Source organism: Leuconostoc citreum (genome assembly GCF_004354555.1).
In the GTDB taxonomy this organism is placed as follows: Bacteria; Bacillota; Bacilli; order Lactobacillales; family Lactobacillaceae; genus Leuconostoc; species Leuconostoc citreum.
Genome location: NZ_PUFH01000001.1, coordinates 50,699 through 76,409 on the forward strand (window position 1 = coordinate 50,699; position 25,711 = coordinate 76,409).

The 25,711-nt window shown below is 40.0% G+C and carries 27 protein-coding genes and 1 tRNA gene; 12 read left to right on the forward strand and 16 right to left on the reverse strand.

Annotated features, from left to right (window positions below; genetic code table 11):
- Positions 1–146 precede the first annotated feature (146 nt).
- The 5 genes from C5L21_RS00255 to C5L21_RS00275 form a co-directional block, all read right to left on the reverse strand.
- Complete coding sequence (locus C5L21_RS00255; RefSeq protein ID WP_004902123.1) at positions 147–1,103, reverse strand: ABC transporter permease; 957 nt, start codon at positions 1,101–1,103, stop codon at positions 147–149.
- A 2-nt stretch (positions 1,104–1,105) separates the two neighbouring features.
- Complete coding sequence (locus C5L21_RS00260) at positions 1,106–2,242, reverse strand: ABC transporter permease (RefSeq protein WP_004902126.1); 1,137 nt, start codon at positions 2,240–2,242, stop codon at positions 1,106–1,108.
- A complete protein-coding gene (locus C5L21_RS00265; RefSeq protein WP_085700030.1) occupies positions 2,242–3,798 on the reverse strand; it encodes an ABC transporter ATP-binding protein in 1,557 nt (518 codons plus the stop codon). The genes C5L21_RS00260 and C5L21_RS00265 overlap by 1 nt, the downstream gene beginning before the upstream one ends.
- 201 nt (positions 3,799–3,999) lie before the next feature.
- Positions 4,000–4,296 (reverse strand): arginine repressor, encoded by a 297-nt coding sequence (locus tag C5L21_RS09550; RefSeq protein ID WP_012305443.1) that lies wholly within the window; start codon positions 4,294–4,296, stop codon positions 4,000–4,002.
- Positions 4,235–4,528: a bacteriocin immunity protein gene (locus C5L21_RS00275; RefSeq protein ID WP_133285972.1), complete on the reverse strand. Its 294-nt coding sequence runs from the start codon at positions 4,526–4,528 to the stop codon at positions 4,235–4,237. Before C5L21_RS00275 ends, C5L21_RS09550 begins: the two co-directional genes overlap by 62 nt.
- Positions 4,529–4,687: 159 nt before the next feature.
- Between C5L21_RS00275 and C5L21_RS00280 the strand changes: the two genes are divergently transcribed.
- A complete protein-coding gene (locus C5L21_RS00280; RefSeq protein WP_085700032.1) occupies positions 4,688–6,091 on the forward strand; it encodes a TrkH family potassium uptake protein in 1,404 nt (467 codons plus the stop codon).
- Between the two features lie 18 nt (positions 6,092–6,109).
- Positions 6,110–6,775 (forward strand): potassium channel family protein, encoded by a 666-nt coding sequence (locus C5L21_RS00285; protein WP_004902135.1) that lies wholly within the window; start codon positions 6,110–6,112, stop codon positions 6,773–6,775.
- 56 nt (positions 6,776–6,831) lie between these two features.
- Here the strand turns inward: C5L21_RS00285 and C5L21_RS00290 are convergent, their stop codons facing one another.
- From C5L21_RS00290 to C5L21_RS00310, 5 genes are all read right to left on the reverse strand, one after another.
- Positions 6,832–7,653 (reverse strand): alpha/beta fold hydrolase, encoded by an 822-nt coding sequence (locus C5L21_RS00290; RefSeq protein WP_004902136.1) that lies wholly within the window; start codon positions 7,651–7,653, stop codon positions 6,832–6,834.
- Positions 7,654–7,743: 90 nt separating this feature from the next.
- On the reverse strand, positions 7,744–8,169 hold the full coding sequence (locus tag C5L21_RS00295; protein WP_085700034.1) for an OsmC family protein: 426 nt from the start codon (positions 8,167–8,169) through the stop codon (positions 7,744–7,746).
- Between the two features lie 26 nt (positions 8,170–8,195).
- Positions 8,196–8,720 carry a PadR family transcriptional regulator gene (locus C5L21_RS00300; RefSeq protein ID WP_004909278.1) on the reverse strand — a complete coding sequence of 175 codons (525 nt, stop codon included), beginning with the start codon at positions 8,718–8,720 and terminating at the stop codon, positions 8,196–8,198.
- Between the two features lie 33 nt (positions 8,721–8,753).
- Entirely contained in the window at positions 8,754–10,295 is a 1,542-nt protein-coding gene (locus C5L21_RS00305; RefSeq protein ID WP_004902139.1) for a DHA2 family efflux MFS transporter permease subunit, read from the reverse strand.
- A 111-nt stretch (positions 10,296–10,406) separates the two neighbouring features.
- Entirely contained in the window at positions 10,407–10,712 is a 306-nt protein-coding gene (locus C5L21_RS00310) for a hypothetical protein (protein WP_004902140.1), read from the reverse strand.
- 98 nt (positions 10,713–10,810) lie between these two features.
- Between C5L21_RS00310 and C5L21_RS00315 the strand changes: the two genes are divergently transcribed.
- The 7 genes from C5L21_RS00315 (at position 10,811) to C5L21_RS00345 (ending at position 16,131) form a co-directional block, all read left to right on the forward strand.
- Positions 10,811–11,209, forward strand: coding sequence for a hypothetical protein (locus C5L21_RS00315; protein ID WP_040177524.1), 399 nt, complete (start codon positions 10,811–10,813; stop codon positions 11,207–11,209).
- Positions 11,206–11,712: a YbhB/YbcL family Raf kinase inhibitor-like protein gene (locus C5L21_RS00320; RefSeq protein ID WP_004909287.1), complete on the forward strand. Its 507-nt coding sequence runs from the start codon at positions 11,206–11,208 to the stop codon at positions 11,710–11,712. The genes C5L21_RS00315 and C5L21_RS00320 overlap by 4 nt, the downstream gene beginning before the upstream one ends.
- Positions 11,713–11,836: 124 nt before the next feature.
- Positions 11,837–12,880 carry an N-acetyl-gamma-glutamyl-phosphate reductase gene (gene argC / locus C5L21_RS00325; RefSeq protein ID WP_133285973.1) on the forward strand — a complete coding sequence of 348 codons (1,044 nt, stop codon included), beginning with the start codon at positions 11,837–11,839 and terminating at the stop codon, positions 12,878–12,880.
- Between the two features lie 16 nt (positions 12,881–12,896).
- Complete coding sequence (gene argJ, locus C5L21_RS00330; RefSeq protein WP_012305447.1) at positions 12,897–14,111, forward strand: bifunctional glutamate N-acetyltransferase/amino-acid acetyltransferase ArgJ; 1,215 nt, start codon at positions 12,897–12,899, stop codon at positions 14,109–14,111.
- Positions 14,112–14,133: 22 nt separating this feature from the next.
- A complete protein-coding gene (gene argB, locus C5L21_RS00335) occupies positions 14,134–14,871 on the forward strand; it encodes an acetylglutamate kinase (protein ID WP_004902157.1) in 738 nt (245 codons plus the stop codon).
- 10 nt (positions 14,872–14,881) lie between these two features.
- On the forward strand, positions 14,882–16,003 hold the full coding sequence (locus tag C5L21_RS00340; protein WP_004902161.1) for an aspartate aminotransferase family protein: 1,122 nt from the start codon (positions 14,882–14,884) through the stop codon (positions 16,001–16,003).
- A 56-nt stretch (positions 16,004–16,059) separates the two neighbouring features.
- Positions 16,060–16,131: transfer RNA gene (locus C5L21_RS00345), tRNA-Asn, on the forward strand.
- Positions 16,132–16,245: 114 nt separating this feature from the next.
- On the opposite strand, the gene ubiE is transcribed toward C5L21_RS00345, so the two are convergent.
- Positions 16,246–16,956 (reverse strand): bifunctional demethylmenaquinone methyltransferase/2-methoxy-6-polyprenyl-1,4-benzoquinol methylase UbiE, encoded by a 711-nt coding sequence (gene ubiE, locus C5L21_RS00350; protein ID WP_085700042.1) that lies wholly within the window; start codon positions 16,954–16,956, stop codon positions 16,246–16,248.
- A gap of 44 nt (positions 16,957–17,000) precedes the next feature.
- Positions 17,001–18,440, reverse strand: a complete 1,440-nt coding sequence (locus C5L21_RS00355; protein WP_004902170.1) for an o-succinylbenzoate--CoA ligase — start codon at positions 18,438–18,440, stop codon at positions 17,001–17,003.
- 88 nt (positions 18,441–18,528) lie between these two features.
- Here C5L21_RS00355 and C5L21_RS00360 point away from each other — a divergent pair, with 88 nt between their 5' ends.
- Positions 18,529–18,963 (forward strand): CopY/TcrY family copper transport repressor, encoded by a 435-nt coding sequence (locus tag C5L21_RS00360; protein WP_085700038.1) that lies wholly within the window; start codon positions 18,529–18,531, stop codon positions 18,961–18,963.
- A gap of 2 nt (positions 18,964–18,965) precedes the next feature.
- Positions 18,966–21,005 (forward strand): copper-translocating P-type ATPase, encoded by a 2,040-nt coding sequence (locus C5L21_RS00365; protein WP_085700044.1) that lies wholly within the window; start codon positions 18,966–18,968, stop codon positions 21,003–21,005.
- 26 nt (positions 21,006–21,031) lie between these two features.
- Here C5L21_RS00365 and C5L21_RS00370 read toward each other — a convergent pair whose 3' ends face one another.
- Both C5L21_RS00370 and C5L21_RS00375 read right to left on the reverse strand, forming a co-directional pair.
- Complete coding sequence (locus C5L21_RS00370; RefSeq protein WP_004902176.1) at positions 21,032–21,769, reverse strand: DUF1003 domain-containing protein; 738 nt, start codon at positions 21,767–21,769, stop codon at positions 21,032–21,034.
- A 94-nt stretch (positions 21,770–21,863) separates the two neighbouring features.
- Positions 21,864–23,219, reverse strand: a complete 1,356-nt coding sequence (locus C5L21_RS00375) for a gluconate:H+ symporter (RefSeq protein ID WP_133285974.1) — start codon at positions 23,217–23,219, stop codon at positions 21,864–21,866.
- A 283-nt stretch (positions 23,220–23,502) separates the two neighbouring features.
- On the opposite strand from C5L21_RS00375, the gene C5L21_RS00380 reads away from it, so the two are divergent.
- Positions 23,503–24,222: an MIP/aquaporin family protein gene (locus tag C5L21_RS00380; protein ID WP_004909313.1), complete on the forward strand. Its 720-nt coding sequence runs from the start codon at positions 23,503–23,505 to the stop codon at positions 24,220–24,222.
- A 49-nt stretch (positions 24,223–24,271) separates the two neighbouring features.
- On the opposite strand, the gene C5L21_RS00385 is transcribed toward C5L21_RS00380, so the two are convergent.
- On the reverse strand, positions 24,272–25,192 hold the full coding sequence (locus C5L21_RS00385; protein ID WP_085700040.1) for an RluA family pseudouridine synthase: 921 nt from the start codon (positions 25,190–25,192) through the stop codon (positions 24,272–24,274).
- A 6-nt stretch (positions 25,193–25,198) separates the two neighbouring features.
- Positions 25,199–25,699, reverse strand: coding sequence for a MerR family transcriptional regulator (locus C5L21_RS00390; RefSeq protein ID WP_004902186.1), 501 nt, complete (start codon positions 25,697–25,699; stop codon positions 25,199–25,201).
- Positions 25,700–25,711: the final 12 nt, after the last annotated feature.

The window sequence follows — 25,711 nt, forward strand, 5'->3', positions numbered from 1 at the left end:
AATGCAAAACAAGATGTACCACGAATCGTTCAATCTCTTTCTATTATATCAAGCTTAACGCCCTTTGTGAGCGCTTTCTTTCACCTATATTAAAATTTAATAGTTATAAAAATCACCTTAAACAGTTTAAGGTGATTTTTTTGGCACTATGCGGCCTTTATATAATTGACACCATCGGCTTTTGGTGCCCTAGTTTTGCCAAAGAAGAATGCCAGCACGATAATTGTAAAGACATAAGGTGCGATTTGTAACCAAATTGATGGAACAGACTTTAATCCAGGTAATTGCGCGCCTACGACGGCTAGTGATTGTGATAAACCAAAGAATAATGATGCACCAAGCGCGCCAAGCGGGTTCCAGCGGCCAAAAATCATAGCCGCCATCGCCATAAACCCTTGGCCAACAATCGTGCTGGCTGAGTAATTAAGTGAAATTGATTGTGCTACAACGGCACCACCAATACCACCCAACAAGCCCGAAATCATCACGCCTGAATATCTTAGCTTGGCAACGTTTAAACCTAGCGTATCAGCCGCTTGTGGATTTTCTCCGACAGACCGGAGACGCAAGCCAAATTTTGTTTTAAAAATAATATACCACGATAAAATGGCAACAAAAATCGCGAGCCATGCTGGTCCTGATGTTTTAGCAAAGAACAACTGACCGAGGATTGGAATGTGAGACAGTCCTGGGACTGATGCATAACCAAAATCTTGTGAAATTGGTGCTGTTTGTCCTTTTCCGTAAAGCACCTTGATCAAGAAAACCCCTAGGGCTGGTGCCATCAGATTAATTACCGTACCAGAAATAATATGATCCGCACGTAATGTCACTGTTGCAACGGCGTGTAAGAGTGAAAAGATAACCCCAACAAAAGCCCCAGCAACTAACCCTAACCATGGCGTGGCCGCACCAAATGTATTCGCAAATGTTAGGTTAAAGACGATTGATGCAAAAGCACCCATGCCCATGATACCTTCTAACCCAACATTGACCACACCACCGCGTTCCGAAAATGTCCCACCAATGGACGTAAAAATCAGCGGTGCTGAATAAACCAATGTACTAGAAATTACGAGTGATAACATCGCCATTAATGACATTTTTATTCACCGCCTTTCGAATTTTTATTACTGTCAGCAGCGGCCTTCACCGCTTTTTTATCCTGAGATGCGCGCGCTGCCTTATCATCCATGGCTTTCACTCGCTTCTGAATGAGTTTGATTAAATAGCTTGCCCCAACAAAGAAAATAATTGAGGCAGTTACAATGTCAACCAGCTCAAATGGTACACCGGAAGACATCGGCATCCCCAAGCCACCGATTTTTAAGACAGAGAAAATGGCTGCAGCAGCTAATACGCCAAGATATGAACCACCACCAAGTAGGGCAACAGCCATACCATCAAAACCAATAGATGGTGAACCATTTTGCGTAAAGAAGTTAAGATAATTACCTAATCCTTCAATTGTGCCAGCTAAACCAGCTAAACCACCTGAAATGGCCATAGCAATCACAGCATTACGCTTGGCAGACATCCCCGCATACTTGGCAGCATCACTATTCAATCCAACCGCACGAATCTCAAAACCAAGCGTTGTTTTTTTCATGACAAACCAAACAACAAAAATCATAAATACGGAGATGAAAATCCCTGCCGATATACTTGAACCTTGAGTCAAATCGGTCAACCATTTCATTTGCAAAGAGGCATTAGCCCCCACTTGCTTTGTTGTTTCTGCAGACACTTTAATCCCTTTTGACATTGTATTTTGTAAGATATTATTGCCAAGGAACAACAAGATGTAATTCATCATAATTGTGACAATTACTTCACTCGCACCAAATTGTGCCCGTAACCAACCAGGTATCGCACCAGCCAATGCGCCTAAACCAGCACCAATAATTAATGCGCTAGGTAACATCAAGTAAACTGGCATATTAGGGAAACTCAGTGCATACCATACAGCCCCAACCCATCCAGCTAATGCCTGACCAGATAAACCGATGTTAAAGAACCCTGCTGTCTGTGCAACAGTAAAACCCAATGCTGTTAAAATCAAGGGGGTCATTTGAGTCAACACACTACCAATATCTTGTGTTGATCCAAACGCTGAACCCAATAGTGCTGTATAACCTGAAATTGGATTATAACCGAATATCAGCATAATTACGGCGCCAATAATCAAACCAAAGAGCACTGAAAATAGTGCAACAGAAAATGAATTTTTTTGTGCTGCCATTAGGCGTCCACCTCTTCTTTCAGGGCTGCTCGGGCGTCAGATAAACTCATCCCAGTCATCAGCAAACCTAATTCTTGTTTATTTGTATCTTTAGCGTCAACTATACCAACAATTTTACCTGCATTAATGACAGCAATGCGGTCTGACAAATTCAAAATTTCATCTAATTCAAAACTGACGACCAGCACCGCTTTACCTGCATTACGCTGAGCTATTAACCGTTGGTGAATGTATTCAATCGCACCAACATCCAATCCACGCGTTGGTTGTGCGGCAATGATAAGCTCATTATCGCGGTTTAACTCACGGGCAATAACTGCCTTTTGTTGATTCCCACCAGACATTGATCCTGCCGTCACTTGAATGCCGGCTGCACGGACGTCAAACTCCTCAACTAATTTATTGGCAAGTTTATCCATTTCATCAGTTTGTAAGACACCATTTTTCGACAATGGCGCCTTATAGTATGTCTGTAAAGCAAGGTTTTCTGACAATGTCATATCAACCTCCATACCAAATCGTAACCGATCTTCTGGTATATGACCGACACCGGCTTCTGTTATCTGCCTTGGTCGTTTGTTAGTAACTTCTTTACCTTGAAGCAAAACATGCCCCGCTTGTACTTTTGTCAGACCAGTGATAGCTTGAATCAACTCTGTCTGGCCATTGCCGTCAATACCAGCAATACCAACAATTTCGCCTGACTTAACCTCAAGTGAAAAATCTTTTACAACCGTAACACCGCGAGCGTCATGCACCTCAAGATCAGCCATTTTTAAGACAGTAGCACCGGTTTTAGCTGCTGCTTTTTCCGTTTTAAAGCTAACTTCACGACCAACCATCAAATCGGCTAATTCTTGAGAAGACACCCCAGCAACTGGAAAAGTTTTTATCGATTGGCCTGCACGAATAACTGTCACCGTGTCTGCTGCTGCACGAATTTCATCGAGCTTATGGGTAATCAAGACGATTGACTTCCCTTCTTTAGCAAGATTATGCAGAATGGTAATCAATTCATCAATTTCTTGCGGTGTCAAAACGGCTGTTGGTTCATCAAAAATCAAAATATCAGCGCCACGGTACAATGTTTTCAAAATTTCAACACGTTGTTGCTGCCCTACGGAAATATCGGCTATTTTAGCATAAGGGTCTACTTGCAAGCCATACTTTTCCGACAGCGCTTTAATCTTTTTGGCTGCCGATTTTGTGTCTAAAGATAACCCTTTGGTCACTTCGGAACCTAGTATAATATTCTCCGTCACAGTAAAGGCATCAATTAGCATAAAATGCTGATGTACCATACCAATGCCCAGTGCGTCGGACTTTGAGGGTGAGTCAACCGTCACTGGTTGCCCATTGATTATGATTTCGCCAGATGTTGGTTGCAATAACCCTGTTAAAATGTTCATCAAGGTTGATTTTCCGGCACCGTTCTCACCAAGTAACGCGTGAATTTCACCTTGTTGGACTTGTAAATTAATGTCATCATTGGCTGCGAAATCGCCAAACTTTTTGACGATATGACGCATCTCAATGACTGGTGTTGATTCGGTCATTTATCTTCTCAGAGCGTATGCCGCGGCATACGTTTCCACTTTCTGATTATATTTTTAAAAAAACCCCGGACAGAATCTGTTCGTGGGATTTTTCTTCAAAGAGTATTATATCATGATTGTTGGGTCTCAATTATTTCAATTAATTTACCTGATGCTTTAATTATGGCAAAGTGGTTATTTGTAAATCATTTGTCGTTCTGGTTATTCAGATATAGCCTTAAATGCTTGCAAAACAATGTCAGCATCGTTGTCAGATTGACAAATAATCATAATATTATTGATGCCAGCTAACGTACTGACAATTTCTGGAATATTCAGTTCATCGATATGTGCAGCAACGATACTACCCGCATAGTTACTCGTCCGCACTAACAACGATTTGTTATTGCGTACTTTTTCTATTGTTAATTTATTTTTATGTGTGCAGCTGCTATCTCTATTGAAATAAATTGCCCAGTAAAAAACTTTGATTCGCTGCACCGCGATATTTCTCCGCATATTTTGCAATCTTGACTAACAGTTGCTCAATACACTTAGGCGCTTTTAAATGGTTCGTCAGCAAATAAGTTGATAGCGCTTGATTTAATTTCATACAAATTAATTGGTAATCTGTTGTTTTATCTAATTCCTTTGCTGATTGAAAAATAATCTGCTGTAATGACTCGTCTTGCTTTACCTCATCATCTGCATAAGCATGACTTAGTAATTGCCATAATTCATCTTTTTGCATAACTCCTCCAGTATGGTATGTTTTGCTCTCATGACTTATTACAGCACAAGTAACAAACGTCTGTCAATTGTTTTGCTGATAGCTATTTGCTAACCCTCTGAGCAAAACAATTTTGATGATAATAACAAAAAAGGTTCAACAGTATATTATAATAGAGTCATGTCACGAAAAATCGAATTGCCATCTGCTGCGGAGATGAAAAAATTTCATAATCAATCACGTAAGCACACCTTTTGGACACACATTTCAATGCCACAACGTTTGACGCTTGGCTTCCTATCTGTTATTACTATTGGTGCGTTATTGTTGATGATGCCAATTAGCCACTATGGCAATATGCACCATTCCTTTATGGATGCGCTCTTTACGGCAACTTCCGCAGCTTCTGTAACTGGTCTAACGGTCGTTGACACAGCCACCCATTGGACTGTATTTGGACAAACTGTCATCATGTTCTTAATTGAAGTCGGTGCCCTTGGATTCATGTCTTTTTCGGTATTATTATTTACTGCCACGCGGCGACAAATGGATTTACGTAATAAAATGATGGTGCAAGAAGTGTATAGTTTGGAAAGTCTTTACGATACACGTGTTGTTTTTGGTTATGTTATCAAACTGTCAGTTATCATTCAATTTGTTGGTGCTATCTTATTAGCGCCGTTCTTCATTCAGGATTTCGGCTTAAAGCGCGGCTTGTTTTACGCTATTTTTCATGCCATTTCAGCTTTCGGCAATGCTGGTTTTACGATATTACCTGCCGGTAGCATCGCCTATGCGAATAGGCCCTTTGTCCTGCTTATTATTGCCTTACTAATTATTGCTGGTTCGCTTGGCTTTCTAGTTTGGCGTGATTTGTTACTCTATCATCACAAACACAAACTCAGTCTTCATTCAAAACTAGCACTAATGATGACTGGCTTATTAATTATTGGTGGTTGGTTGCTCTTTGAGTTGACTGAAAGCAACTTAGCTCTGGCACAGACATTATCACCCATTAACCGAATCGTTAATACGCTATTCATGTCAATATCTTATCGTACAGCTGGTTTTTCACAATTTAGTTTTAGTCAGATGACCCCAGCAACCATTTTACTGACAATGATGTTAATGTATGTTGGTGGCACCCCTGGCTCAACAGCTGGCGGCATTAAAACCACAACGCTTGGCGTTTTATTACTTAAAACACACGCTGCCTTACGTGGTAAAAAAGACGTGACTTTTGCACATCGTCGACTCACTGATGAAAATATTACACGTTCACTACTGTTAGTTTTTGTATCACTTGTATTCTTGGCTATTTTGTCCTTTTTACTTATGCTAACACAAGGTACTGATTCGAGATTTGGGTTGGAATATGTTATTTTTGAAGTTATTAGCGCTTTTGCAACTGCTGGTCTTACCCTTGGTTTGACACCACACCTCACTGACTTTGGTCAATGTGTCATTATGTTGACCATGTTTATTGGGCGTGTTGGTGTCTACACAGTCATGTTCTCTGTTTTGAACGTTCATGGTGAGCATGCCCCTTACCGCTACCCAGAAGAATCTGTCATTATTGGTTAATCATAGAAAGGACTTATTATGCGACAAACTTATGCTATTATCGGGTTAGGTCGTTTTGGCGGTGCTTTACTCGAAACACTAGTTGCTAACGGACAAGATGTATTAGGAATTGATGTCAGCGAAGAACACGTCAATGACTATCGCGATATTGCAACACAAGTTGTTATTGCAGATGCACAAGAAGATGATGTCTTACGCAAATTAGATATTGCCAGCTTTGATCATGTCATAATTGCTATCGGTCATAATATGCAAGCCAGTATTTTAGCTACGATTAATGCCAAGGATCTTGGGGCCAAAAATGTGATTGCTAAAGCTGAAAACAAGACACATTTACGTGTCTTGACTAAAATAGGTGCTGATGTTGTCGTACAACCAGAACGAGAAATGGGTGAAAGAATTGCTCGTAAATTATTAGCGCCTAACATGCTTAACTTTATCGAATTGTCAGATGATTATTCGATGGCCGAAGTACAGATTGTGAACCCAAGTTTCACTGGCAAAACGTTAGCTGAGCTCAATATTCGTAAAAAATTTGGCCTTAATATTATTGCTGTGCGACATGATGGTGAGGTGGTCGTTGCGCCTAGCGCACAGTATCAGCTCCACGACCGCGATATTTTATCTGTCGTCGGTCCCAAAGACATGGTTGACGATTTTGATCAGATGACAAACCGCGCATAACCACAGATTATTAAAAGCCCTAAGTTGACAAATCAACTTAGGGCTTTTAATAATGCTTAATTTTGTATAAATTTTGCAATTTGTCGAACAACTGTATCATTTGTTCTGACTTGGCTATGTTGCACTTTCTTACCTTTAACTACCCACATATTATAATTCTGATCTTTTTTTACAAAGAAGCCAAGCGCTTGTGAACTAAAGTTAGTCACAACCCCATCACTATTGTCACCCACATCGCCCATCACATTAAGAATTTGCATATCTGGATTCATATTTTGACGGTGTTGATAAAAGAAACGATAGTTTTCGTCCTGAAGCTTAGGCTGTTTTGTTTTAGAATCAATCGTATTATTATCAAATTGACGATCAAAGCCTGCTGCGGTAATGCCTGAATTAAAAGGCGCTGCAATAGCTACTAACTTATCAATTTTCGGATATATAGATGTTGTGCGGTAATCATGATTCAAGGACGTATATAATGCAACATTAGCTCCCATCGAATGTCCAACGAGAGATACGTGGTCAATACCTTTTTGTTTGATCTGCTTTAGTAGTTTCTCTAAAACAGCCACTTCTCGTTCTTCCGTAATCTCTGTATTGCTAAAGTTCATTTGATAAATAGCGGCTTTAGAGGATACCGCAACATTAAAATTATCATCTTTCGTGACATTAACCTGCAAACGTTTTTGTACGGCTGTTTGTTTTTGTATCGCTTTAGCTAATTTTGTTGTGGCATTTGAACTACTGCCATACCCATGTAATAAAATAACCGTTTGCGTGCCACGCTGACCTGTCATGTTAAAGCGTAAAAAGCCAGCAATTGCTGCTACAATCACAAGGAAAATCAGTCCAACTATCACTATTTTTTTTCGACCCATACATCACCTCTTAACACTTACCGTTTTTAGCTTACTTTAAATAAGTATATCTGACAATTGTGTGCTTTGCAAGAAATCTAACACAAATTTTTATGGCTCGTCGAGACTGTCAACTAAACGTACAACCACATTTTTGCTGCCGGATAGTAACTTATCCACTGGACAACGTTGTGCCGCAGTGTCTAAAATGTTTTGTGCTAATTGCCGTTCAACGTCTGGTATATAAACACGCGCTTCAACATGGAACTGAAAGCCAATAACATCACGTGACATATCAACTAACACACGAACAACGCTGCGATGCGCAAGTCCTTGTCTTTTTTCTTCGGCTTCTAGCGTAGCATTCAAACAAGTTGCAAACGCCGCACCTAATAATTGCTCTGGGTTGGTCCCTGCTTCAGATGATAGCGGACTGCTGACCGTTATATTTAAATCATTACTATTAATTGTATGAACGCGACCAGCAATTCCTTCAGCATTTTCAACTTCAGTATGATATAACACTTGCGTTGTCATTACCATTTCCCCCTTATTGTATATCCTTAAATATTATACTTACTGCGGGCTGCTTTCAAAACAGCTAGTGTCGCATTATAAGACGCTACCCCGTAATCAAATGTGATACGTTGTGTCTCCGTCATCCCTTGGTCAAGCCAAGTCTGTAACTGTGCTTGGAGGGCAGCGAGTTTATCTGATTTTCGCCTAATTTCTTCATCTAAAAACGTACAAATGTCGTTATCTGCTAAATCCTCACTAAAATACAAACGCATTAATACGTCAGATTTCAAAATATCATCTGACGTAGGTTCGCGCAATGCCTTCTGAAACACCGTCATTCCAGTGTCTGTAATCTGATAAATATTTTTGTTCGGTTTGTCAGTCTGTGTCACTTGCTGTTTGGTTACCAAGCCTTCGGCTTCTAATTTTTTAAGTGTCGGGTAAATCATGCCAAACGTTGCATCAAAAAAATGATTCAAACGCGTTTGCAGAATATCATTAATCTCGTATCCCGTGTGCGGTCCGTTTTTTAATATACCTAAAATGATTTCTCGACCCTTCATTGCCACTGAATTGCCCTCCATTAATCTGTTTAGTTCATATTATACACCATCAGATTTGTCTGTTAAAAATAGGCTCATAATCACCAGCAACAGCATAAACGGGATAGCTATCAAATACAGCTTTTCAAAGGCGTGACGGTACTGCGCTGTTGTTTCCTTTTCAATCCTTGAAATAGCTGTTGCGACTTTAGTTGGTAACCCTTGCGTTGCTGTCGGCGTGAAAACACTTGCTTTCATTTTAGTTTGTACTTTTTGTATCATCTCTGCCGTGTCTTGTTTTGGCAAGTGCAAATCATTAATCTGCTCTTGCGCATAACTGTTAGCGTGTCGTTGGGCTTGGGTTAAACCACTGTATAACCCTGTGACAAACAGGGCTACCGCTAACATGATGCCAACCTGACGTAGTACCCCTGTCACACTTTGAGAGGCAGTTAATAACTTTCCTTGTAGCGTCCCTGCGGCAATGACTAAGATGGGCCCAGTAATCATACCGTAGCCTGAACCAATCAAAATCCCTGCAATAATAACCTGCCAAACACTTTGTAATGCGTTGGTGCCTAACCAAAGGTACCCGACTGCCATCATCAAGAAACCACTACTGATTAACCAGCGGACTGATATGTGTGATTTAGCAAAACCGGCAATCGGCGCAAAGATAAACACTGAAAAAGAAATTGGGGCAATCAGGAATGATGCTTGTAAAGTATCCATTCCAGCAACATTAGTAAAATAATTCGGTAAAATAACCGTTGTTGCAACCAAAAATAGATTACTAAAAACAATAATGATTGCACTTAAGGCAAATGCACGATTTTTAAATAGTTGTAAGGGTACCATTGGATTAATGCTTACTCGCTCAATCATGATAAAGAAAATAAAGCTTAACAAACTCACAATTGCACATAAGTAAGTCAACCAATTATGCCACCCCCAAACTCTGCCCTGCATTAATACCAATGATAGCGTGCTCAGAAAGATCGTACTAAAAATCGCACCTGATAAATCAATACTTTGTCGATTTTGTATATCTTGTCGTAATGGTAAATATAATAGGCCCATACTAATCATCAGCACAATAATGGGCACATTTATCAGGAAAATCCAGCGCCAACCCATGTATTGTGTCACCACGCCACCTATAGTTGGTCCTAACGCTGCAGCCAATCCCTGTGTGACACCTAAAATAGCAATCATATGCGTGCGGTCACGATCCGCCACAATGCGAATCGCTAAAGTCATGGCCAAAGGAAAGACTAAGCCGGCCCCGATACTCTGAATAGCCCGTCCTAATAATAATGGCATCAATGTACCAGCGAACGCTGATATGATTGAACCTATACCAAAGACGATGGCCCCCAATAAAAAACCTTTTGACATACCGAAAAACTCAGCAAGTCGTGTTAATGGGATGGTTAGTGCCGCAAAAAGAATGATATAGATATTCAATGCCCATGACAATTTGTCTAATCCAACCTCTAAATGCAAACCTATATTGGGTAAACTAACATTCATAATTGTCGTATCTAACATACATATAAATATCCCTAATACAAAAACACCCGTTATCATGCGCTTTTTCATCAGCTTCCTCATTTCCGTTTATATTAACATTGTTAATATAAACGGAAATGATAACATTGTCAAGCCATAAAAAAAACCATTATCCAAAGATAATGGTTTTACACTGTTGCTTTACTCAATCGGATCACTTTCATCAATTTGATTAATTTTATCAAATACACGAAATAAATTGTCCATTTCAGTTAGTTTATATTTTTTTAAATTACGATCATAAACAATCTCTGACTGGACAGGTTCCCCCACCTGTAGGTCATGCAGAAAATCACGAATTTCCGAGATATCACGCTGTACAGTTTTTCGGCCAATAAAAAACATATCCTCAATTTCTTCAATGGAAAGTGCACGATGACTGATGAGTGCAGAATATAATCGCAAAATGCGTTGTTTATCATTAAAAACTGTTTTATGTGCTGCCATGATTTTCCCCAAGTTTAAATGCTAAACTTATTGTACCAAATAAAACAGATGTTCGGTACAATAGAGATATAATTATTTTATATGAGAGGCTGCTTATCATGTCATTTTTTGATTTTTTTAAAAAGAAACCAACTGCTACCAACACAACGACGTCAGTTGAGCTACCGGAAGAGCAAACAATCACTTGGGAAAATACTTTTGATCCCGACCTTTTTTTCCAGGGCTATGAAGCAGCAGTCACTGATTTGGAAAACAACGGTAAGGTTGCGGCTGCAGAAACACTACGCGCTAATCAATCAAAACTACAATTAGCTTTTCTGACACGCTTTGAAAAACAGCTGCAAAATGATCTACAACACATAGCTGATTCAGAAATGAAAACGGACCACATAATTGCATCCGTTAACGCTGTCCGCGTATATAATAAACAAATGAATGTTACTGTTCGAGCACACTTAGCACAAACTAAAAAGCATTTGATTGGAGAAGAAATATGAAAATTGATGTCCCCCGAGACCACGGCTTAATTCCTGATAAGTATGCCAAATTTGCACCGAAAGATCAGCGAACCGCTGATATGCCGACCACAAATTTTCCTATTCACGTGACAGATCTACCAACTGGTACGCAATCGTTGGCTGTTAGTCTCATTGATTATGATGCGATACCAGTCGGTGGTTTTCCTTGGATTCACTGGTTGGCAGCCAATATCCCAGTTGGCAATATCCCAGAAAATTTACGGGAATCAGGTCTTGCTATTTCAGGGACAAATTCCACTTGGCATTTTGTACAAAAAGCCAATCAACCGGCTAATCCCGACATTAACCAGGCTTATATCGGACCGATGCCCCCCGACAAAACACACGATTACACATTAACAGTTTTCGCACTAGACACACTACTAGATTTAGAGAATGGTTTTTTTCTAAATGATTTTAAACGACACAGCCAAGGCCATATACTAAAAGCAGTCACATTAGCATTACCAGCACGTGCTTAACACCTAGCAATAGGTGTTTTTTTATGCAATTAATCAATAAATATTCAGCGCTATTATGAATATTTATTGCATTTAAATACATTATCGTCTAATATTTAAAACATCAACTGCGGAGGATTATTGTATGGCATTGAAAGTAATTAAGGTCGCCATTGTTGGCGTTACAGGTTATAGTGGTTTAGAATTACTACGCTTACTAAAAAACCATCGCTATGTTGAAATCGTCTCGATTCACAATACTGCCAATCACTCACAAATGATTGCCGAGGCCTATCCACATTTAAAAGGTATGTATAAAATCACAACAACCCCGTTTGACCCATTGCATATTATGCAAGAGGCGGATATCGTTTTCTTTGCCACATCTAGTGGTGTGTCTAAAGATCTCGTTGCACCTTTTATTGCTGCTCACTTTCCGGTCATCGATTTGTCTGGCGACTTTCGTTTGTCTGCCGAAGATTATGCCAGTTGGTATCATAAAACACCGGCACCACAAACACTCATTGCCCAGACAACTTATAGTTTAGCTGATTTTTATTCAGCATCAACAACAAATTATATTGCCAATCCTGGTTGTTATGCCACGGCAACACTGCTGGCTTTGGCCCCCATAGCACAACATCATCTACTAGACAAACACAACATCATCATTGATGCTAAAAGTGGCTTATCTGGTGCTGGTAAATCGCTAACAACTGCTAGTCATTTTATCAATGCAAATGAAAATGTCACCATGTATAAAGCGAATCAACACCAACATATACCTGAAATCACACGCCAATTACAAAAATGGCAACCAAACATTGAACATATACAGTTCAATACTTCACTTATTCCGATTAATCGTGGTATTTTTATCAGTGCCTATGTCAAGCTCAATGAAGACACATCACTTGATGTACTGCATCGCCTTTATACGTCGACCTACTACCAAAAACCTTTCATTCGCGTGATGCCTGAAGGCACATTGCCCAATATCAAACAGGTTGTCGGCACGAATTTTGCCGACATCGGATTAGCATATAATCAGGATACGAAATACCTCACAATTGTCAGTGTTATTGATAATATGATTAAAGGCGCTGCTGGACAGGCTATCCAAAACATGAATCATCTTTTTGGCTTTGATGAAACAATGGGCCTCGAATTAATTGCACAGTATGCTTAAGAAACAGGATAATAATATGATAAATACACTTGAAAAAATTCATTACATATCAGATGCTAACATTACGGCCCCAATCGGCTTTCATGCTGACGGTCAACACGTTGGTCTAAAACACAAATCAAAAGATTTGGGCTGGATTTTCAGTGAAGTGCCTGCTGCTGTCGCTGGCGTCTTTACAACCAATCAAGTTCAAGCTGCCCCAGTACAACTCAATAAGCAAACCATTAAAAACGGCCAGTTACAAGCAATTATTGTTAATTCTGGTAATGCTAATGCCGTTACCGGAAAAATTGGTCTGACGCACGCAAAAATCATGCAAGCAACAGCAGCCGAACAGTTAAATATACCGCCTCATTTAGTTGGGGTTGCATCAACTGGCATTATTGGTCAAATCTTACCAATCAACAAAGTCGTGAACGGGATACAACAACTGCACGTTGACGGAGATGCGCACGGCTTTGCTCATGCTATTATGACAACTGATACATCTGAAAAAGCCATCACCATTCAATCTGAAATTGATGGTGATCTAATCACAATGAGCGGTGTGGCCAAAGGGTCTGGAATGATTCATCCGAACATGGCAACAATGTTAGGTTTTATTACTACTGATGCCAACATATCTTCAACCATGTTACAACAAGCCTTGTCCGAAGATATTGACACGAGCTTCAATCAAATTACGATTGATGGAGATACCAGTACAAATGATATGGTTTTAGTCTTAGCCAACGGTCTAGCTAGTAACACACAAATCAAAGCAGCTTCAGCAGCATACAATCAATTTAAAACAATGCTACACACCGTAACAACTGCACTGGCTATCGCCATTGCTAATGATGGCGAGGGCGCAACAAAATTAATTACTGTTACCGTTAGCCATGCAAACAATGCTTTGGACGCCAGACTCATTGCAAAGAAAGTCGTTGGCTCATCGTTAGTCAAAACAGCAATGTTTGGTAAAGACCCTAACTGGGGACGTATTATTGCGGCTATTGGTGCAGCCGATGTACAAATTGACCCAGATATTATTGATATTACCATCAACCATTTTTTTGTAATGAAAAACGGTGCTCCTGTGACTTTTGATACGACAGCCATGGCCAATTCACTGTCTCAAAAAAACATTGATATTGAAATCAATCTGCATCAAGGTGCAGCATCTGGGCAAGCCTGGGGTTCTGATTTAACCTATGACTATGTCAAAATCAACGCACTGTATACAACATAACGGCATTATTTTGGAGAACAAAATGACCAAAAAAATTATCATTAAAATCGGCGGCAGTGCTGCTGAACAACTTACACCAGCTTTTTTTGACACAATTAAGTATTGGCAAACACAAGACACACAAATTGCCATTGTTCATGGCGGTGGCGATCGTATTTCTCAACTCATGTCGCAATTACATGAACCAATTGAGAAAATTAATGGCATTCGATTGACGACTCAAACCGGTATTAATATCACTAAAATGGCACTTCTAGGACAAGTACAACCGGCACTGATAGAAGCCTGCCGTCAACAAGGGATTGCCACAATTGGCTTAAATGCAGGGAGTAACCAATTACTGACTGGTCACCTATTAGATTCCGATACTTATGGATATGTTGGTGCCATCCACCAAGTAAATACACAACTCATCCACCAACTTTGGCAGCAAAAACTGATTCCTATCATTGCCCCATTAGCTATCACAAATGATGGTCAATGGTTAAATGTAAATGCTGATCACGCCGCAACCGCTATCGCCAAATATCTAAAAGCCGATGAACTCTACTTACTCACTGATGTTTCCGGTGTGGCAGTTAGTGGTAATATTTTACAAGAATTAACACCAGGTAAAGCAAAACAATTACAAGACGATCATATTATTACTGGTGGTATGATTCCTAAGATTAATAGTGCACTACACGCGGTTAAACGCGGTGTACACAACGTGCATATTACCGACACAGTCACACATCCTGGAACCATTGTGACGCTTTAAGGAGAAAAGTATGACTCTATTTCCAAATTATCATCGTGCCCCAATTACTTTTTCAAAAATGAGTAATGCCACTTGGTATAGTGACAAAGGGCAAGCCTATACAGATTTATCAAGCGGTATTGGCGTCTATAACGTTGGTGCCAATCATCCCACGGTAGTTCATGCCCTACAACAGCAAGCTGAAAAATTTTGGCACTTGCCAAATCTGTATCAAAATCCTCTCCAAGAAGCAGTTGCGCAAAAGTTAGGTGGCGATAATTATACTGTTTATTTCGCTAATTCTGGTGCAGAAGCTAACGAAGCAGCTATTAAACTAGCGCGCTTAGCTACTGGTAAGTCAACTATTATTTCCTTTAAACAGTCATTCCATGGTCGTACTTATGGTGCTATGTCTGCTACTGGCCAAGACAGTATTCACAGTGGCTTACCGATGTTAACAGGTTTTAAATATGCAAATTTCAATGTCATAGATAGTGTCGCTGCGCTGATTGACGACGACACTGCAGCCATTATGCTCGAGTTAGTTCAAGGTGAAGGTGGCGTATTTCCAGCAAATCAGGAATTTATTTCAGCATTAGTAAAACTAGCACAGCGGCATAATATTTTAATTATTGTTGATGAAGTACAAACTGGTATGGGACGTACGGGCACTAAATTTGCCTATATGAACTATCAATTTGAGCCTGATATTGTGACGAGCGCTAAAGCGTTAGCAAACGGGTTACCTGTTGGCGCTATGCTAGCCAAGAACCACTTGGCCAATGCATTATCATATGGTACTCACGGTTCAACTTTTGGTGGCAACCCCCTAGTGATGTCAGCTGCACAAGCAACCCTATCTGTCTTAGATGATGTACTGCCAACATTACAGCCTAAGATTGACATTTTTTGGGAAAAGTTAGCAGCAATTGCAGCATTATCTGTTGTTTCTGAGGTGCGCGGTCTAGGTATGATGGCCGGTATTGCATTAGAAACACCTGTGAAAGACGTCGTTTCAGACTTACTAGATGAGCATATTATCGTCTTATCTGCCGGACAAAACACCCTAAGATTGCTACCACCACTAACAATACCATCAGATAAATTAATAAACTCCCTAGATAAAATTAAAAATTATCTTTCTAAAAAATAAGTGTTGACATTTATTTTTAATGTTGATATACTTAAACAGTTGATTAATCAACTTATTGCTCCATAGTTCAGTGGTAGAATAACGCACTGTTAATGCGCAGGTCCCTGGTTCGAATCCAGGTGGAGCAGTTTAATAAAAATAAAAAAAGGTAGTCAAATTAATTTGACTACCTTTTTATTTTTAGATGGTTATGGGTTTTGATTGACAAAAGAACCCTACCGTGTTCGCCTAAGATGCCTTTATTATTTCACCGCATAATGCACTGCTGCTGCACCCAAATTAAAACGCGAAATTTTAACAGTGGCAAAACCAATCTTTAACAACTGCTTGCCAAGGGTCATATAATCCATGAATTTCTCAGTTGTTTCATCTAAATATTTGTATTCTTGATACTTCCCTTTAGCAAATACTTTACCAAATACAGGCATCACTATACCAAAATAAAACTGCCAGAAAGGCTTTACTATTGGATTATCCGGTTGAGATGTCTCTAGAATAACTAATTGCCCACCTGGTTTCAACACGCGATACATCTCTTTTAACCCCATAACTGGGTCAGGTAAATTACGTAAACCAAAACCAATAGTCACAATATCAAATGACGCATCATCAAAAGGTAGCGCCATGGCATCCCCCTGAATTAAAGTGATTTTGTCAGAGTAATCACTAACGTCAACCTTTTTTTGCCCAACCGCGAGCATTTCCTCGCTAAAATCAAGCCCAGTAACGTGAGACGTCTCGTTGCTCTTTTCAGCTAACGCAAGCGCCCAATCAGCGGTACCTGTTGCTAAATCAATAATCTGGGCCCCCACGGGGAACGACATTTTTGCCATCACTTTTTGACGCCACAATTTGTGGGTTCCTAACGAAATAATATTATTCATTTTGTCATATTCAGGTGCAATCTTATTAAACAGTGCTTGGACATCTGTATTTTTTGGTGATTGTGTCATGATTTTTAACCGGCGAAGCCAATGCACTTCGCCTCTCTCCTCAATTATTTTAAAATTTCAAGCGCATCTAAATCCGCTTTGAATTGTTGCCGTTGCACCTTGCCACTTGCTGTACGGTGCCAATACTTAGCTTGGTAAAAAGATTGTGGCACTTTATAATGTGCTAACTTTTCTCGACCAAATTGACGCAAGCTATCACTGGATAGGCCTGTCCCTGAGACGATAGCAACCGGTACCGCACCCCAAACATCATCTGGTATACCAATAACCACAATATCATCCAAGCCTGGCATCTTAGCGTAAGCCGACTCAACTTCATCTGGGAAAATATTTTCTCCACCGGAATTAATCATATCGCCTTGACGACCTTGAACATAAAGAAAACCATCTTCATCCAAATAACCGAAGTCTTCCGTATCGAACCAACCATCATGCATATTTTGTAGTAATTTTTGTGGCTTATTTAAGTACCCAACTGTCAGCGTTGGTGATTTAATCCAAATGTTGCCCTGATCTGCTGGTTGACCATCTTGATCTCTAATGGTTATTGATACTGGAAATAATGGTTTGCCTACTGATTGCATTTTTTTGACTATATCTGCAGAATCTAAGGCCACTACCTGTGATGCCGTTTCTGTCATACCATAAGACTGAATAACTGGCAGTTTGTGAAGTTGTGCTTTTTGTAACGTTGCTAAATCAGTCGGTCCACCACCCAATAACATTGCTCGAAAATGTGAATTATAGTTGACATCATCTGGTAGCGCTGCTAATAGTTGTTTTAACATAACCGGCACAACTGACATCGTTGTGATACCATCGTGAATCAGTAACTCGTTAATCGCCTGACTGTCAAATTTTTCCACTAAGACCACCCGCATGCCATATATCAAGCTACGCATTAAAATTGAAAAGCCACTAATATGAAATATCGGCACAACAGCTAACCAAGCATCTTGAGCAGATAATCCGAGATTGATAGCACTGCCCATCGCTGAATAAAAATGATTCTTATAAGTTTGCATCACACCTTTAGGCTGACTCGTCGTGCCAGAGGTGTACATCACACTAGTTACAAAATCATCCGGAAAGGCTGTAACAGGTATAATTGGTTCCCCATCAGGTAAATCAGAAAAGCGAATTTGTTGTTTAATTTGTAATGCTTGCGTGTAATCATCGTCAGTCAATAATAACGTGACACCCGCATCTGATAATTGATAATTGATTTCATCAACCGATAAACGCCGATTAATGAACACAATGGTTTTTCCTAGCTGTTGTAACGCCATAATAATTAAATAACCTGCTACATTATTCGTCATTATCAAAGCGACACGCGCATTGCAATCTTTTAAACTACTAATTTTACCGGCGATGTGATTCGCTTTTTGGGCGACCTCAGCAAACGTCATATCTTGATGAGCCATTGTCACAGCAACACGGTTTGGCGTAATTTGTGCACGCTTAACCAACCAATTTTCCATTTTTTCAACCTCTTTAATCACTATATTATCATACCATTTTGTCATGTAATTGCTTGCACTTTTTAGTTTACAGTTGTAAACTTATTGTATGAAAACAAATGAAAAAACAATGACAGCTAGTGAGTGGGAAATCATGCGTATTATTTGGACATTGGGCGAGGCCACAAGTCGACAACTCATTCGTATTCTCGCGCAAAAAAATCAATGGTCGCCATCGACTGTTAAAACACTCATCACACGGTTACAAACAAAAGGTTATTTGGTTGCCAACGGCGCGACACGTGATCGTTTATTTACGCCAACCATACCTGAGATTGAAGCCATGACAGCAACACTAACGCATACGGTACAGTCAATGTGCGCTATGTGTGTGGGACGTTCTCTTATCGCAGTCATTGATGATACACCTTTATCACAGCAAGATATTACCAACTTACAGCAGCTATTACGTGACAAACAGTCACACGCACCGCAGTCAATCGCCTGTGACTGTATGCCAACACACGGGGAGGATTTCAAATGACGATGAACATGCAACCACATGAACACAAACATGCATCGCAAGCTATGTCGCATCATGACATGACAGCGCATCATCAACACATGTCGGATGATCCTGGTATGGCAAATATGGATATAACTGACATGAAACGCCGTTTCTGGTGGTCTGTTATTTTGATGATACCAATTATTGTTTTAAGCCCATTTATGGGTATGAAACTACCATTTACACTCACATTTCCTGGTAGCATTTGGTTCGCCACCCTATTTGCTATTCTGCTATATTTTATTGGTTCAAAACCTTTTTTTGATGGTGCCAAAGCAGAAATCAAAGCTAAAAAACCAGCCATGATGTGTCTGGTCAGTATGGGGCTATTGGTTACATTTTGGTATTCTATTTATGCCGTTTTAGTGAATCAATTCTTCCACACATCGCATATTATGGATTTTCTCTGGGAGTTTGCGACACTAACAGTTATTATGTTGCTAGGTCATCGTATTGAAATGACTGCTACAATGCAAGCCGGAGATGCCACTGCAAAATTACAGGCCCTTCTACCCCAAACTGCCCATGTTAAGCACGATAATCAGATGATGGACATGCCTATAAGCAGTCTAAAGTCTGACATGATTGTTCAAGTACTAGCTGGAGAAGCTTTCCCAGCAGACGGCGTTGTGGTTAATGGTCATAGTCAGGTAGATGAATCGTTAATGACTGGTGAGAGCCGTTTAATTGATAAGCACAAACATAGTAACGTAGTAGGTGGCACAATTAATGGTAATGGCTCATTATTAATCCAACTCACTCAAGTTGGCGCGGCCTCATTCCTTGGTCAATTACAGCAAACACTTGTGATGTCGCAGAGTGCGAAATCTCGTGTCGAAACTATTGCTGATCGTGTTGCTTCATGGCTTTTCTGGATTGCTTTAGTGATCGCGCTGATAGCTTTAATTGTCTGGTTGCCTTTACGTGGCGTAAGTTTTGCCACAAATATTGCTGTGACGGTTCTTGTAATTGCCTGTCCACATGCGCTAGGTCTGGCTGTGCCATTAGTGATTCAGCGTACTAAATCACTTGCCGCCGCCCAAGGCATTCTGATAAAAAACCGTAAAGCTTTGTCCTCAGCGACCCAAGTCAAATTTGCTTTAATGGACAAAACTGGCACATTGACTACTGGCAAGTTTAGTGTGACACATCTTGAGATCTACAAAGGTGATAAAAACCAAGCACTAAGCCTCATGGCTGCACTAGATAAACAATCCACGCACCCATTAGCTCAGGCAATTGTTGCTTACGCAGATCAGCATGCTGCACCGAATCAGACGGCAACCGAAGTTGAAAATTTACCTGGCTATGGTGTCGCCGGTAAAGTCAATGACACATACTATTTACTCGTCTCTAGTCGTTATTTAGCAGATCACGATATTGCATTTACACCAGTGGTTCAAGACGGCACTGTGTCCTATCTGCTAGCAGACAAGCAGGTCATTGCTGCTGTGGTGCAAAGTGATAGCTTAAGAGACACCGCAAAAGATTTTGTCAAACAACTACTTAAACAAGGTATCACGCCCGTGTTAGTCACTGGAGACAATATAAAAACAGCCCAAGCTGTTGCCAATCAACTGACTATCGATGCCGTTCATGCTGAAGTATCGCCACAGGAAAAAATTGCCTTAGTCGCAGATTATCAAAAGCGCGGCCGCGTCATGATGATTGGTGATGGCATCAACGATGCTCCTGCCCTCGCTCAAGCAAACTTATCAGTAGCCATTGGTGCTGGTACGCAAGTGGCTCAAGCTTCTGCCGACACTGTATTGATTGCGAATCATTTACCCAAAATTATTGATTTCTTGGCTTTGGCCAAACGTGCCAACGTTAAACAAATCGAAAATTTGTGGTGGGGGGCTGGCTATAATATCATTGCTATGCCCTTAGCAGCCGGTATTCTATCTGGGTTTGGCATCCTGCTCAATCCAATGATTGGGGCTATTATCATGTCATTATCAACGCTTATCGTCGCACTTAATGCCATGACACTAAACACACCTGCAAAAAGCCGTTGATTTAAACGGCTTTTTTGTAGTATGACTTATTGCCTATCCGCCTTTTGTTGCTGATTTATCGCAATTAATTGTTGTTGCACTTCTCCAAGCATTGTCGTTTGTAACTTTTGCAGTGCCAGCAAATCTGGGTTGTCTTTTTTCAATAAGCGGTCAATTTTGGCATGTAACAATCGCATTTCTTCCTCTGTTTTCAAATTAACATGAAAATCATTATCTGCATGTAAGCGATCATAGTCCGAGGATCTATTTTGACTCATCATAATAAGCGGTGCCTGCAATGCTGCGATCATACTTAAAAACAAATTCAATAAAATAAAAGGGTACGGATCAAAGTTAACGTGGAAAATATGCAGCCCATTAATCATAATCCAAATAATCATAGTTAGCACAGATAATATGATAAAACCCCAACTGCCACCAAATCGTGCGACATCATCAGCTATTCTTTGGCCAAATGTGTAAGACTCTCTTTGATACTTCTTAACATTAATAACTTTAAAACTTTTATCCGTCAAAATATGAGCCAACTTATGATTTATGCGTTGACTTGATTGGCCATTGTCTGCAATCATTTTGTCAATTTTAGCTAACCGATAGGCTAACAAATGATCAAAACAAATAAAATCATTGGGACGTACCTCTGGGAAATCACGTCTAATCGTGTGCTGTAACGTGCCATCTAATTCTCCTACCAAAACGCCAGCAACAATATCTTTATCAGCATGGTCGACTAAACACTGAAATATGTCGTTCCTATCTTTCATCAATCCCACTCCTTTTAGTCTAGAATGCCTTCATTATAGCATTGTGGCCAACATCAACAAAAAAAGACGTCTTATGACGTCTTTTTTGAACTACTCAGACAAACAAACTCATCAAGAGTACCATGACTAAACCAACCACGGCAATGATTGTCTCCAAAACTGTCCAAATCAATAAGGTCTGTTTCATATTTAAATCGAAATATTCTTTAAACATCCAGAACCCCGCATCGTTTACGTGAGATGCTGCTAATGAGCCGGCACCAATCACAAGCACCATTAAAGCAGGATTGACGTTAGAAGCGACCATCAGTGGTTGTACTAATCCGGCAGCTGTTAATGCGGCAACAGTAGCTGATCCCAATGCAACACGTAGTACAACTGTAATAATCCAAGCAAGCAGTAGTGGTGAGATTGCTGAGTGAATAAATAAAGCGGAAATTTGCCCTGAAATACCACCATCAATCAAAATTTGCTTGAATGCTGCACCGCCACCAATAATGAGCAGTAACATGGCTATAGACTTCACAGCCTCTTCAACAGTTGTCATCATATCTGTTGTCTTACGACCCTGGTGCCAACCCATCGCCCACAAAGCAAAGACTAATGAAATAATCATAGCTGCTACAGGATTTCCAATCATAGTAATAAAGGCATCGAATCCGGTTGGTTTTTTGAATGGCTGACCATCATTAAAAATAATTGTGTAGACGGTCGTAATACCCATCATTAGTACTGGAAACAATGATGTCAACACCGAGATACCAAAACTAGGCGTTTCATTCAAGACGAATTTTTTCTGTTCACCAAATGCCGTCAACTCATGCTTTATCACGAAGGCATCGGGTGCAAATTTCTGAGCGAGTTTTGTGAAAACTGGCCCAGCAATGATTGCTGCTGGAATCGCCACAATCAAGCCATATACCAAAACCGTCCCGGGATTAGCGCCTAAAGCACCCGAAATAGCTGTTGGCGCAGGATGTGGTGGTAAGAAGCCATGCGTTACCGATAGCGCTGCAGCCATTGGGATGCCCAAATATAATAGTGGTACGGATGCTTCAAGTGCGATGGCAAAGACGATTGGAATCAATAGCACCATACCAACTTCGAAGAATAAGGCAATCCCAATAATGAACGCTGCCACCATAATCGCTAGTTGTACACGTTTTTTACCAAACTTAGCAATTAATGTATGCGCAATTCGGTAAGCCCCACCTGCATCAGCAACCAGTCGACCAAGGACTGCACCAAAACCAAAGACAATGGCGAGCTCCCCTAACGAGGAGCCAATACCATTTTGTATCGCGTTGGGAATTTGGTCTAATTTCATCCCCAAACCAATACCAACTAAAGCAGAGGTGAAAATTAACGCAATAAATGTGTTAATTTTGAACTTAATAATGAGTAACAGTAGAAATAATATCCCAACTGCTAAAACGACAAAAGACATCATAATGTACGCTCTCCTAACTTATATTATGAAACCAGTTCTGCGCTATTTTCAGAAGGAAAACAGTTTTAAGATGAAAACTTTTTCTATTGTTGTAAGCGCTTTCATATTCAATATTTTAACATACATCTTTAAAAATACCAATAATTTGTCCTTTTATTAGGACAATGCTTATAAGTTCGCGTTTTTAAGACTGATTTTCCGCTTTTTTAACCGTTACTTAATCTAAGCGTGTATAATGGAATGTATTGGTAATTTTATACATACAAATTAAGGAGAAATACTCATGCGTAAGTATATCGCAGAATTCCTCGGAACATTTATGTTAGTGTTCTTTGGAACTGGTAGCGTTGTTTATTCAGCTGCCACAACACCATCACCACTCACAATTGCTTTAGCCTTTGGCTTAGCTTTGACTGTTGGTATTTATGCCTTCGGCCACATTTCAGGTGGCCACTTCAATCCGGCTGTGTCATTAGCAATGGCGATTCAAAAGCGCTTATCATGGGTTGAATTTGTTGGCTATGTTATCGCCCAACTACTTGGTGCCATTGTTGCATCTCTTGCTGTGTTTGGTGGTGTTTCTGCTTACTTGAAATCCCCAACTGTTGCGCAAGCTTTGTCTGGTCAAAAGATAACAGTTACTCAATTTATTAATTTGGCTGGCCTAGGACAAACAAACTTTGCTGATGGTGAAACAATTTCTGCTTTCATTTTTGAACTTGTTTTGACATTCTTGTTTGTTTTGGTTATTTCAATTGTCACTAAGTTAGCAAATGTGCCAGCACCTATCGTGATTGGTTTGTTACTGACAGTACTTATGATTGTGGCTTTACCTATCACAGGTGGCGCTTTCAACCCTGCACGAGCACTTGCACCAGTACTGTTTGTTAAGGGTAGCGCATTAGGTCATGTTTGGGTATACCTTGTTGCTGATTTGTTAGGTGGTGCTCTTGCTGCCTTCGCTGCAAATTTCTTCAATAAAGACGTTAAAGAAACAGCTTAATATCAAAGTAAAAGAGCTTCGTCAATGACGAAGCTCTTTTACTTTGATATTAAACATATAACTGCTTAGGAAAATCACTTGGCAGAGATGTGGTAATAATTCTTTTCGGCCCATCAAATGGCAGTGGTAAGGTCAGTGACATTGCATGTAGCATCATACGCTGCTGATTTAATCTTTGACCATACAATGAATCGCCAACAATTGGATGATTGATACTCGCTAGATGAACACGAATTTGGTGCATTCTCCCTGTATCTAACTGTAACCGTAGTAATGTATTTTGAAAAACTGTGTGTATTTTAAACCAATGTGTTTTAGCATGTTGTGCCTGTACACCATTTACTTGCCTTTGAAATGGTTTTGATATATCGCGCCCAATGGGCCGATCTATTGTGCCTGAGTTTTTCAGTAATATGCCTTGTACCCAAGCAAGATACGTCCGTTGGATTACTTTTTCTTTTAACATCCGATTAAGTATCGGCACAACAACCGGATTTTTGGCAACAATCACGGCACCAGAAGTCTCACGATCAATTCGATGCACCATGTAGGGCTTAGCAATAGCGCCAGCGCTATATAGATGACGTTTTGAAAAATTTGCTGCTAAGAAATTTAACAAGGTATCTGTTTCTGACGGTGAGTGTGGGTGCATTTTCATACCTGCCGGTTTGTTAACAACAACTAAATCATCATTTTCAAAAATAATGTCCAGCGCGTGCGAATTGTTTGCTGGATACTGTGATTCCCCTGTACGAAAATCCGCTTGATCAAATACAAGCGACAATTGGTCGTTAGCCTGTAACTGATAATTAGTTGGTCGATATAAGCCGTTAATTCGGACATGTTGTTTAAGACGTAAAGCGCCACGTATCCGCTGTGGTATTAACCAATGTATTAGTACTGCTTTAATTGACTGCCCAATATGCTCAGAATTAGGGGTAATTGTCATTTGATAATGCCATGTTGTCATAAAATTTTACTTTTCCAAGTGACCTGCATCACTATTTTCTGATGCATTCACAACAGTATATTTAACCTTACCAGAGTCGATACTCACATAAAGTAGCTGCGTCTCAGCCTCATCAAAATAACCTAAATTCACTACAAATCTACCATCATGCATTTTTAAACCTTGAAAAGCGGTTTTCATAATATGCTGTACTACTGAGACACTTTCTAATTGCTCATTGGCAGCAACTACCGCATCGTGCAGCGATTCACCATCATCAAGGAATTGTTTAATGACAGACACTTTAACATAAGCTTTGAACCCATATAAACGCGATTCTTGTTCGTCTTCTCGCTTAATAGTGGACACATAACCTTGCTTTTCCCAATAACGCAACTGCCGTGTCGATACCCCCGTCATACGTGCTAACTCACCAATACGAAATTGCATATTATCAAACGACGGTTTTTTAAATTGTTTCAAATGAAATGTTTGTGATTTAGAATTCATATCCATAGCCTCTAACATATTATATGCTTG

What these genes read in the sequence shown, in the direction of transcription:
- C5L21_RS00255 (WP_004902123.1), bottom strand. Translation starts at nt 1,103, where the DNA reads ATGTCATTAATGGCGATGTTATCACTCGTAATTTCTAGTACATTGGTT.
- C5L21_RS00260 (WP_004902126.1), bottom strand. Translation starts at nt 2,242, where the DNA reads ATGGCAGCACAAAAAAATTCATTTTCTGTTGCACTATTTTCAGTGCTC.
- C5L21_RS00265 (WP_085700030.1), bottom strand. Translation starts at nt 3,798, where the DNA reads ATGACCGAATCAACACCAGTCATTGAGATGCGTCATATCGTCAAAAAG.
- C5L21_RS09550 (WP_012305443.1), bottom strand. Translation starts at nt 4,296, where the DNA reads ATGCGGAGAAATATCGCGGTGCAGCGAATCAAAGTTTTTTACTGGGCA.
- C5L21_RS00275 (WP_133285972.1), bottom strand. Translation starts at nt 4,528, where the DNA reads ATGCAAAAAGATGAATTATGGCAATTACTAAGTCATGCTTATGCAGAT.
- C5L21_RS00280 (WP_085700032.1), top strand. Translation starts at nt 4,688, where the DNA reads ATGTCACGAAAAATCGAATTGCCATCTGCTGCGGAGATGAAAAAATTT.
- C5L21_RS00285 (WP_004902135.1), top strand. Translation starts at nt 6,110, where the DNA reads ATGCGACAAACTTATGCTATTATCGGGTTAGGTCGTTTTGGCGGTGCT.
- C5L21_RS00290 (WP_004902136.1), bottom strand. Translation starts at nt 7,653, where the DNA reads ATGGGTCGAAAAAAAATAGTGATAGTTGGACTGATTTTCCTTGTGATT.
- C5L21_RS00295 (WP_085700034.1), bottom strand. Translation starts at nt 8,169, where the DNA reads ATGACAACGCAAGTGTTATATCATACTGAAGTTGAAAATGCTGAAGGA.
- C5L21_RS00305 (WP_004902139.1), bottom strand. Translation starts at nt 10,295, where the DNA reads ATGAAAAAGCGCATGATAACGGGTGTTTTTGTATTAGGGATATTTATA.
- C5L21_RS00310 (WP_004902140.1), bottom strand. Translation starts at nt 10,712, where the DNA reads ATGGCAGCACATAAAACAGTTTTTAATGATAAACAACGCATTTTGCGA.
- C5L21_RS00315 (WP_040177524.1), top strand. Translation starts at nt 10,811, where the DNA reads ATGTCATTTTTTGATTTTTTTAAAAAGAAACCAACTGCTACCAACACA.
- C5L21_RS00320 (WP_004909287.1), top strand. Translation starts at nt 11,206, where the DNA reads ATGAAAATTGATGTCCCCCGAGACCACGGCTTAATTCCTGATAAGTAT.
- argC (WP_133285973.1), top strand. Translation starts at nt 11,837, where the DNA reads ATGGCATTGAAAGTAATTAAGGTCGCCATTGTTGGCGTTACAGGTTAT.
- argJ (WP_012305447.1), top strand. Translation starts at nt 12,897, where the DNA reads ATGATAAATACACTTGAAAAAATTCATTACATATCAGATGCTAACATT.
- argB (WP_004902157.1), top strand. Translation starts at nt 14,134, where the DNA reads ATGACCAAAAAAATTATCATTAAAATCGGCGGCAGTGCTGCTGAACAA.
- C5L21_RS00340 (WP_004902161.1), top strand. Translation starts at nt 14,882, where the DNA reads ATGACTCTATTTCCAAATTATCATCGTGCCCCAATTACTTTTTCAAAA.
- ubiE (WP_085700042.1), bottom strand. Translation starts at nt 16,956, where the DNA reads ATGACACAATCACCAAAAAATACAGATGTCCAAGCACTGTTTAATAAG.
- C5L21_RS00355 (WP_004902170.1), bottom strand. Translation starts at nt 18,440, where the DNA reads ATGGAAAATTGGTTGGTTAAGCGTGCACAAATTACGCCAAACCGTGTT.
- C5L21_RS00360 (WP_085700038.1), top strand. Translation starts at nt 18,529, where the DNA reads ATGAAAACAAATGAAAAAACAATGACAGCTAGTGAGTGGGAAATCATG.
- C5L21_RS00365 (WP_085700044.1), top strand. Translation starts at nt 18,966, where the DNA reads ATGAACATGCAACCACATGAACACAAACATGCATCGCAAGCTATGTCG.
- C5L21_RS00370 (WP_004902176.1), bottom strand. Translation starts at nt 21,769, where the DNA reads ATGAAAGATAGGAACGACATATTTCAGTGTTTAGTCGACCATGCTGAT.
- C5L21_RS00375 (WP_133285974.1), bottom strand. Translation starts at nt 23,219, where the DNA reads ATGATGTCTTTTGTCGTTTTAGCAGTTGGGATATTATTTCTACTGTTA.
- C5L21_RS00380 (WP_004909313.1), top strand. Translation starts at nt 23,503, where the DNA reads ATGCGTAAGTATATCGCAGAATTCCTCGGAACATTTATGTTAGTGTTC.
- C5L21_RS00385 (WP_085700040.1), bottom strand. Translation starts at nt 25,192, where the DNA reads ATGACAACATGGCATTATCAAATGACAATTACCCCTAATTCTGAGCAT.
- C5L21_RS00390 (WP_004902186.1), bottom strand. Translation starts at nt 25,699, where the DNA reads ATGTTAGAGGCTATGGATATGAATTCTAAATCACAAACATTTCATTTG.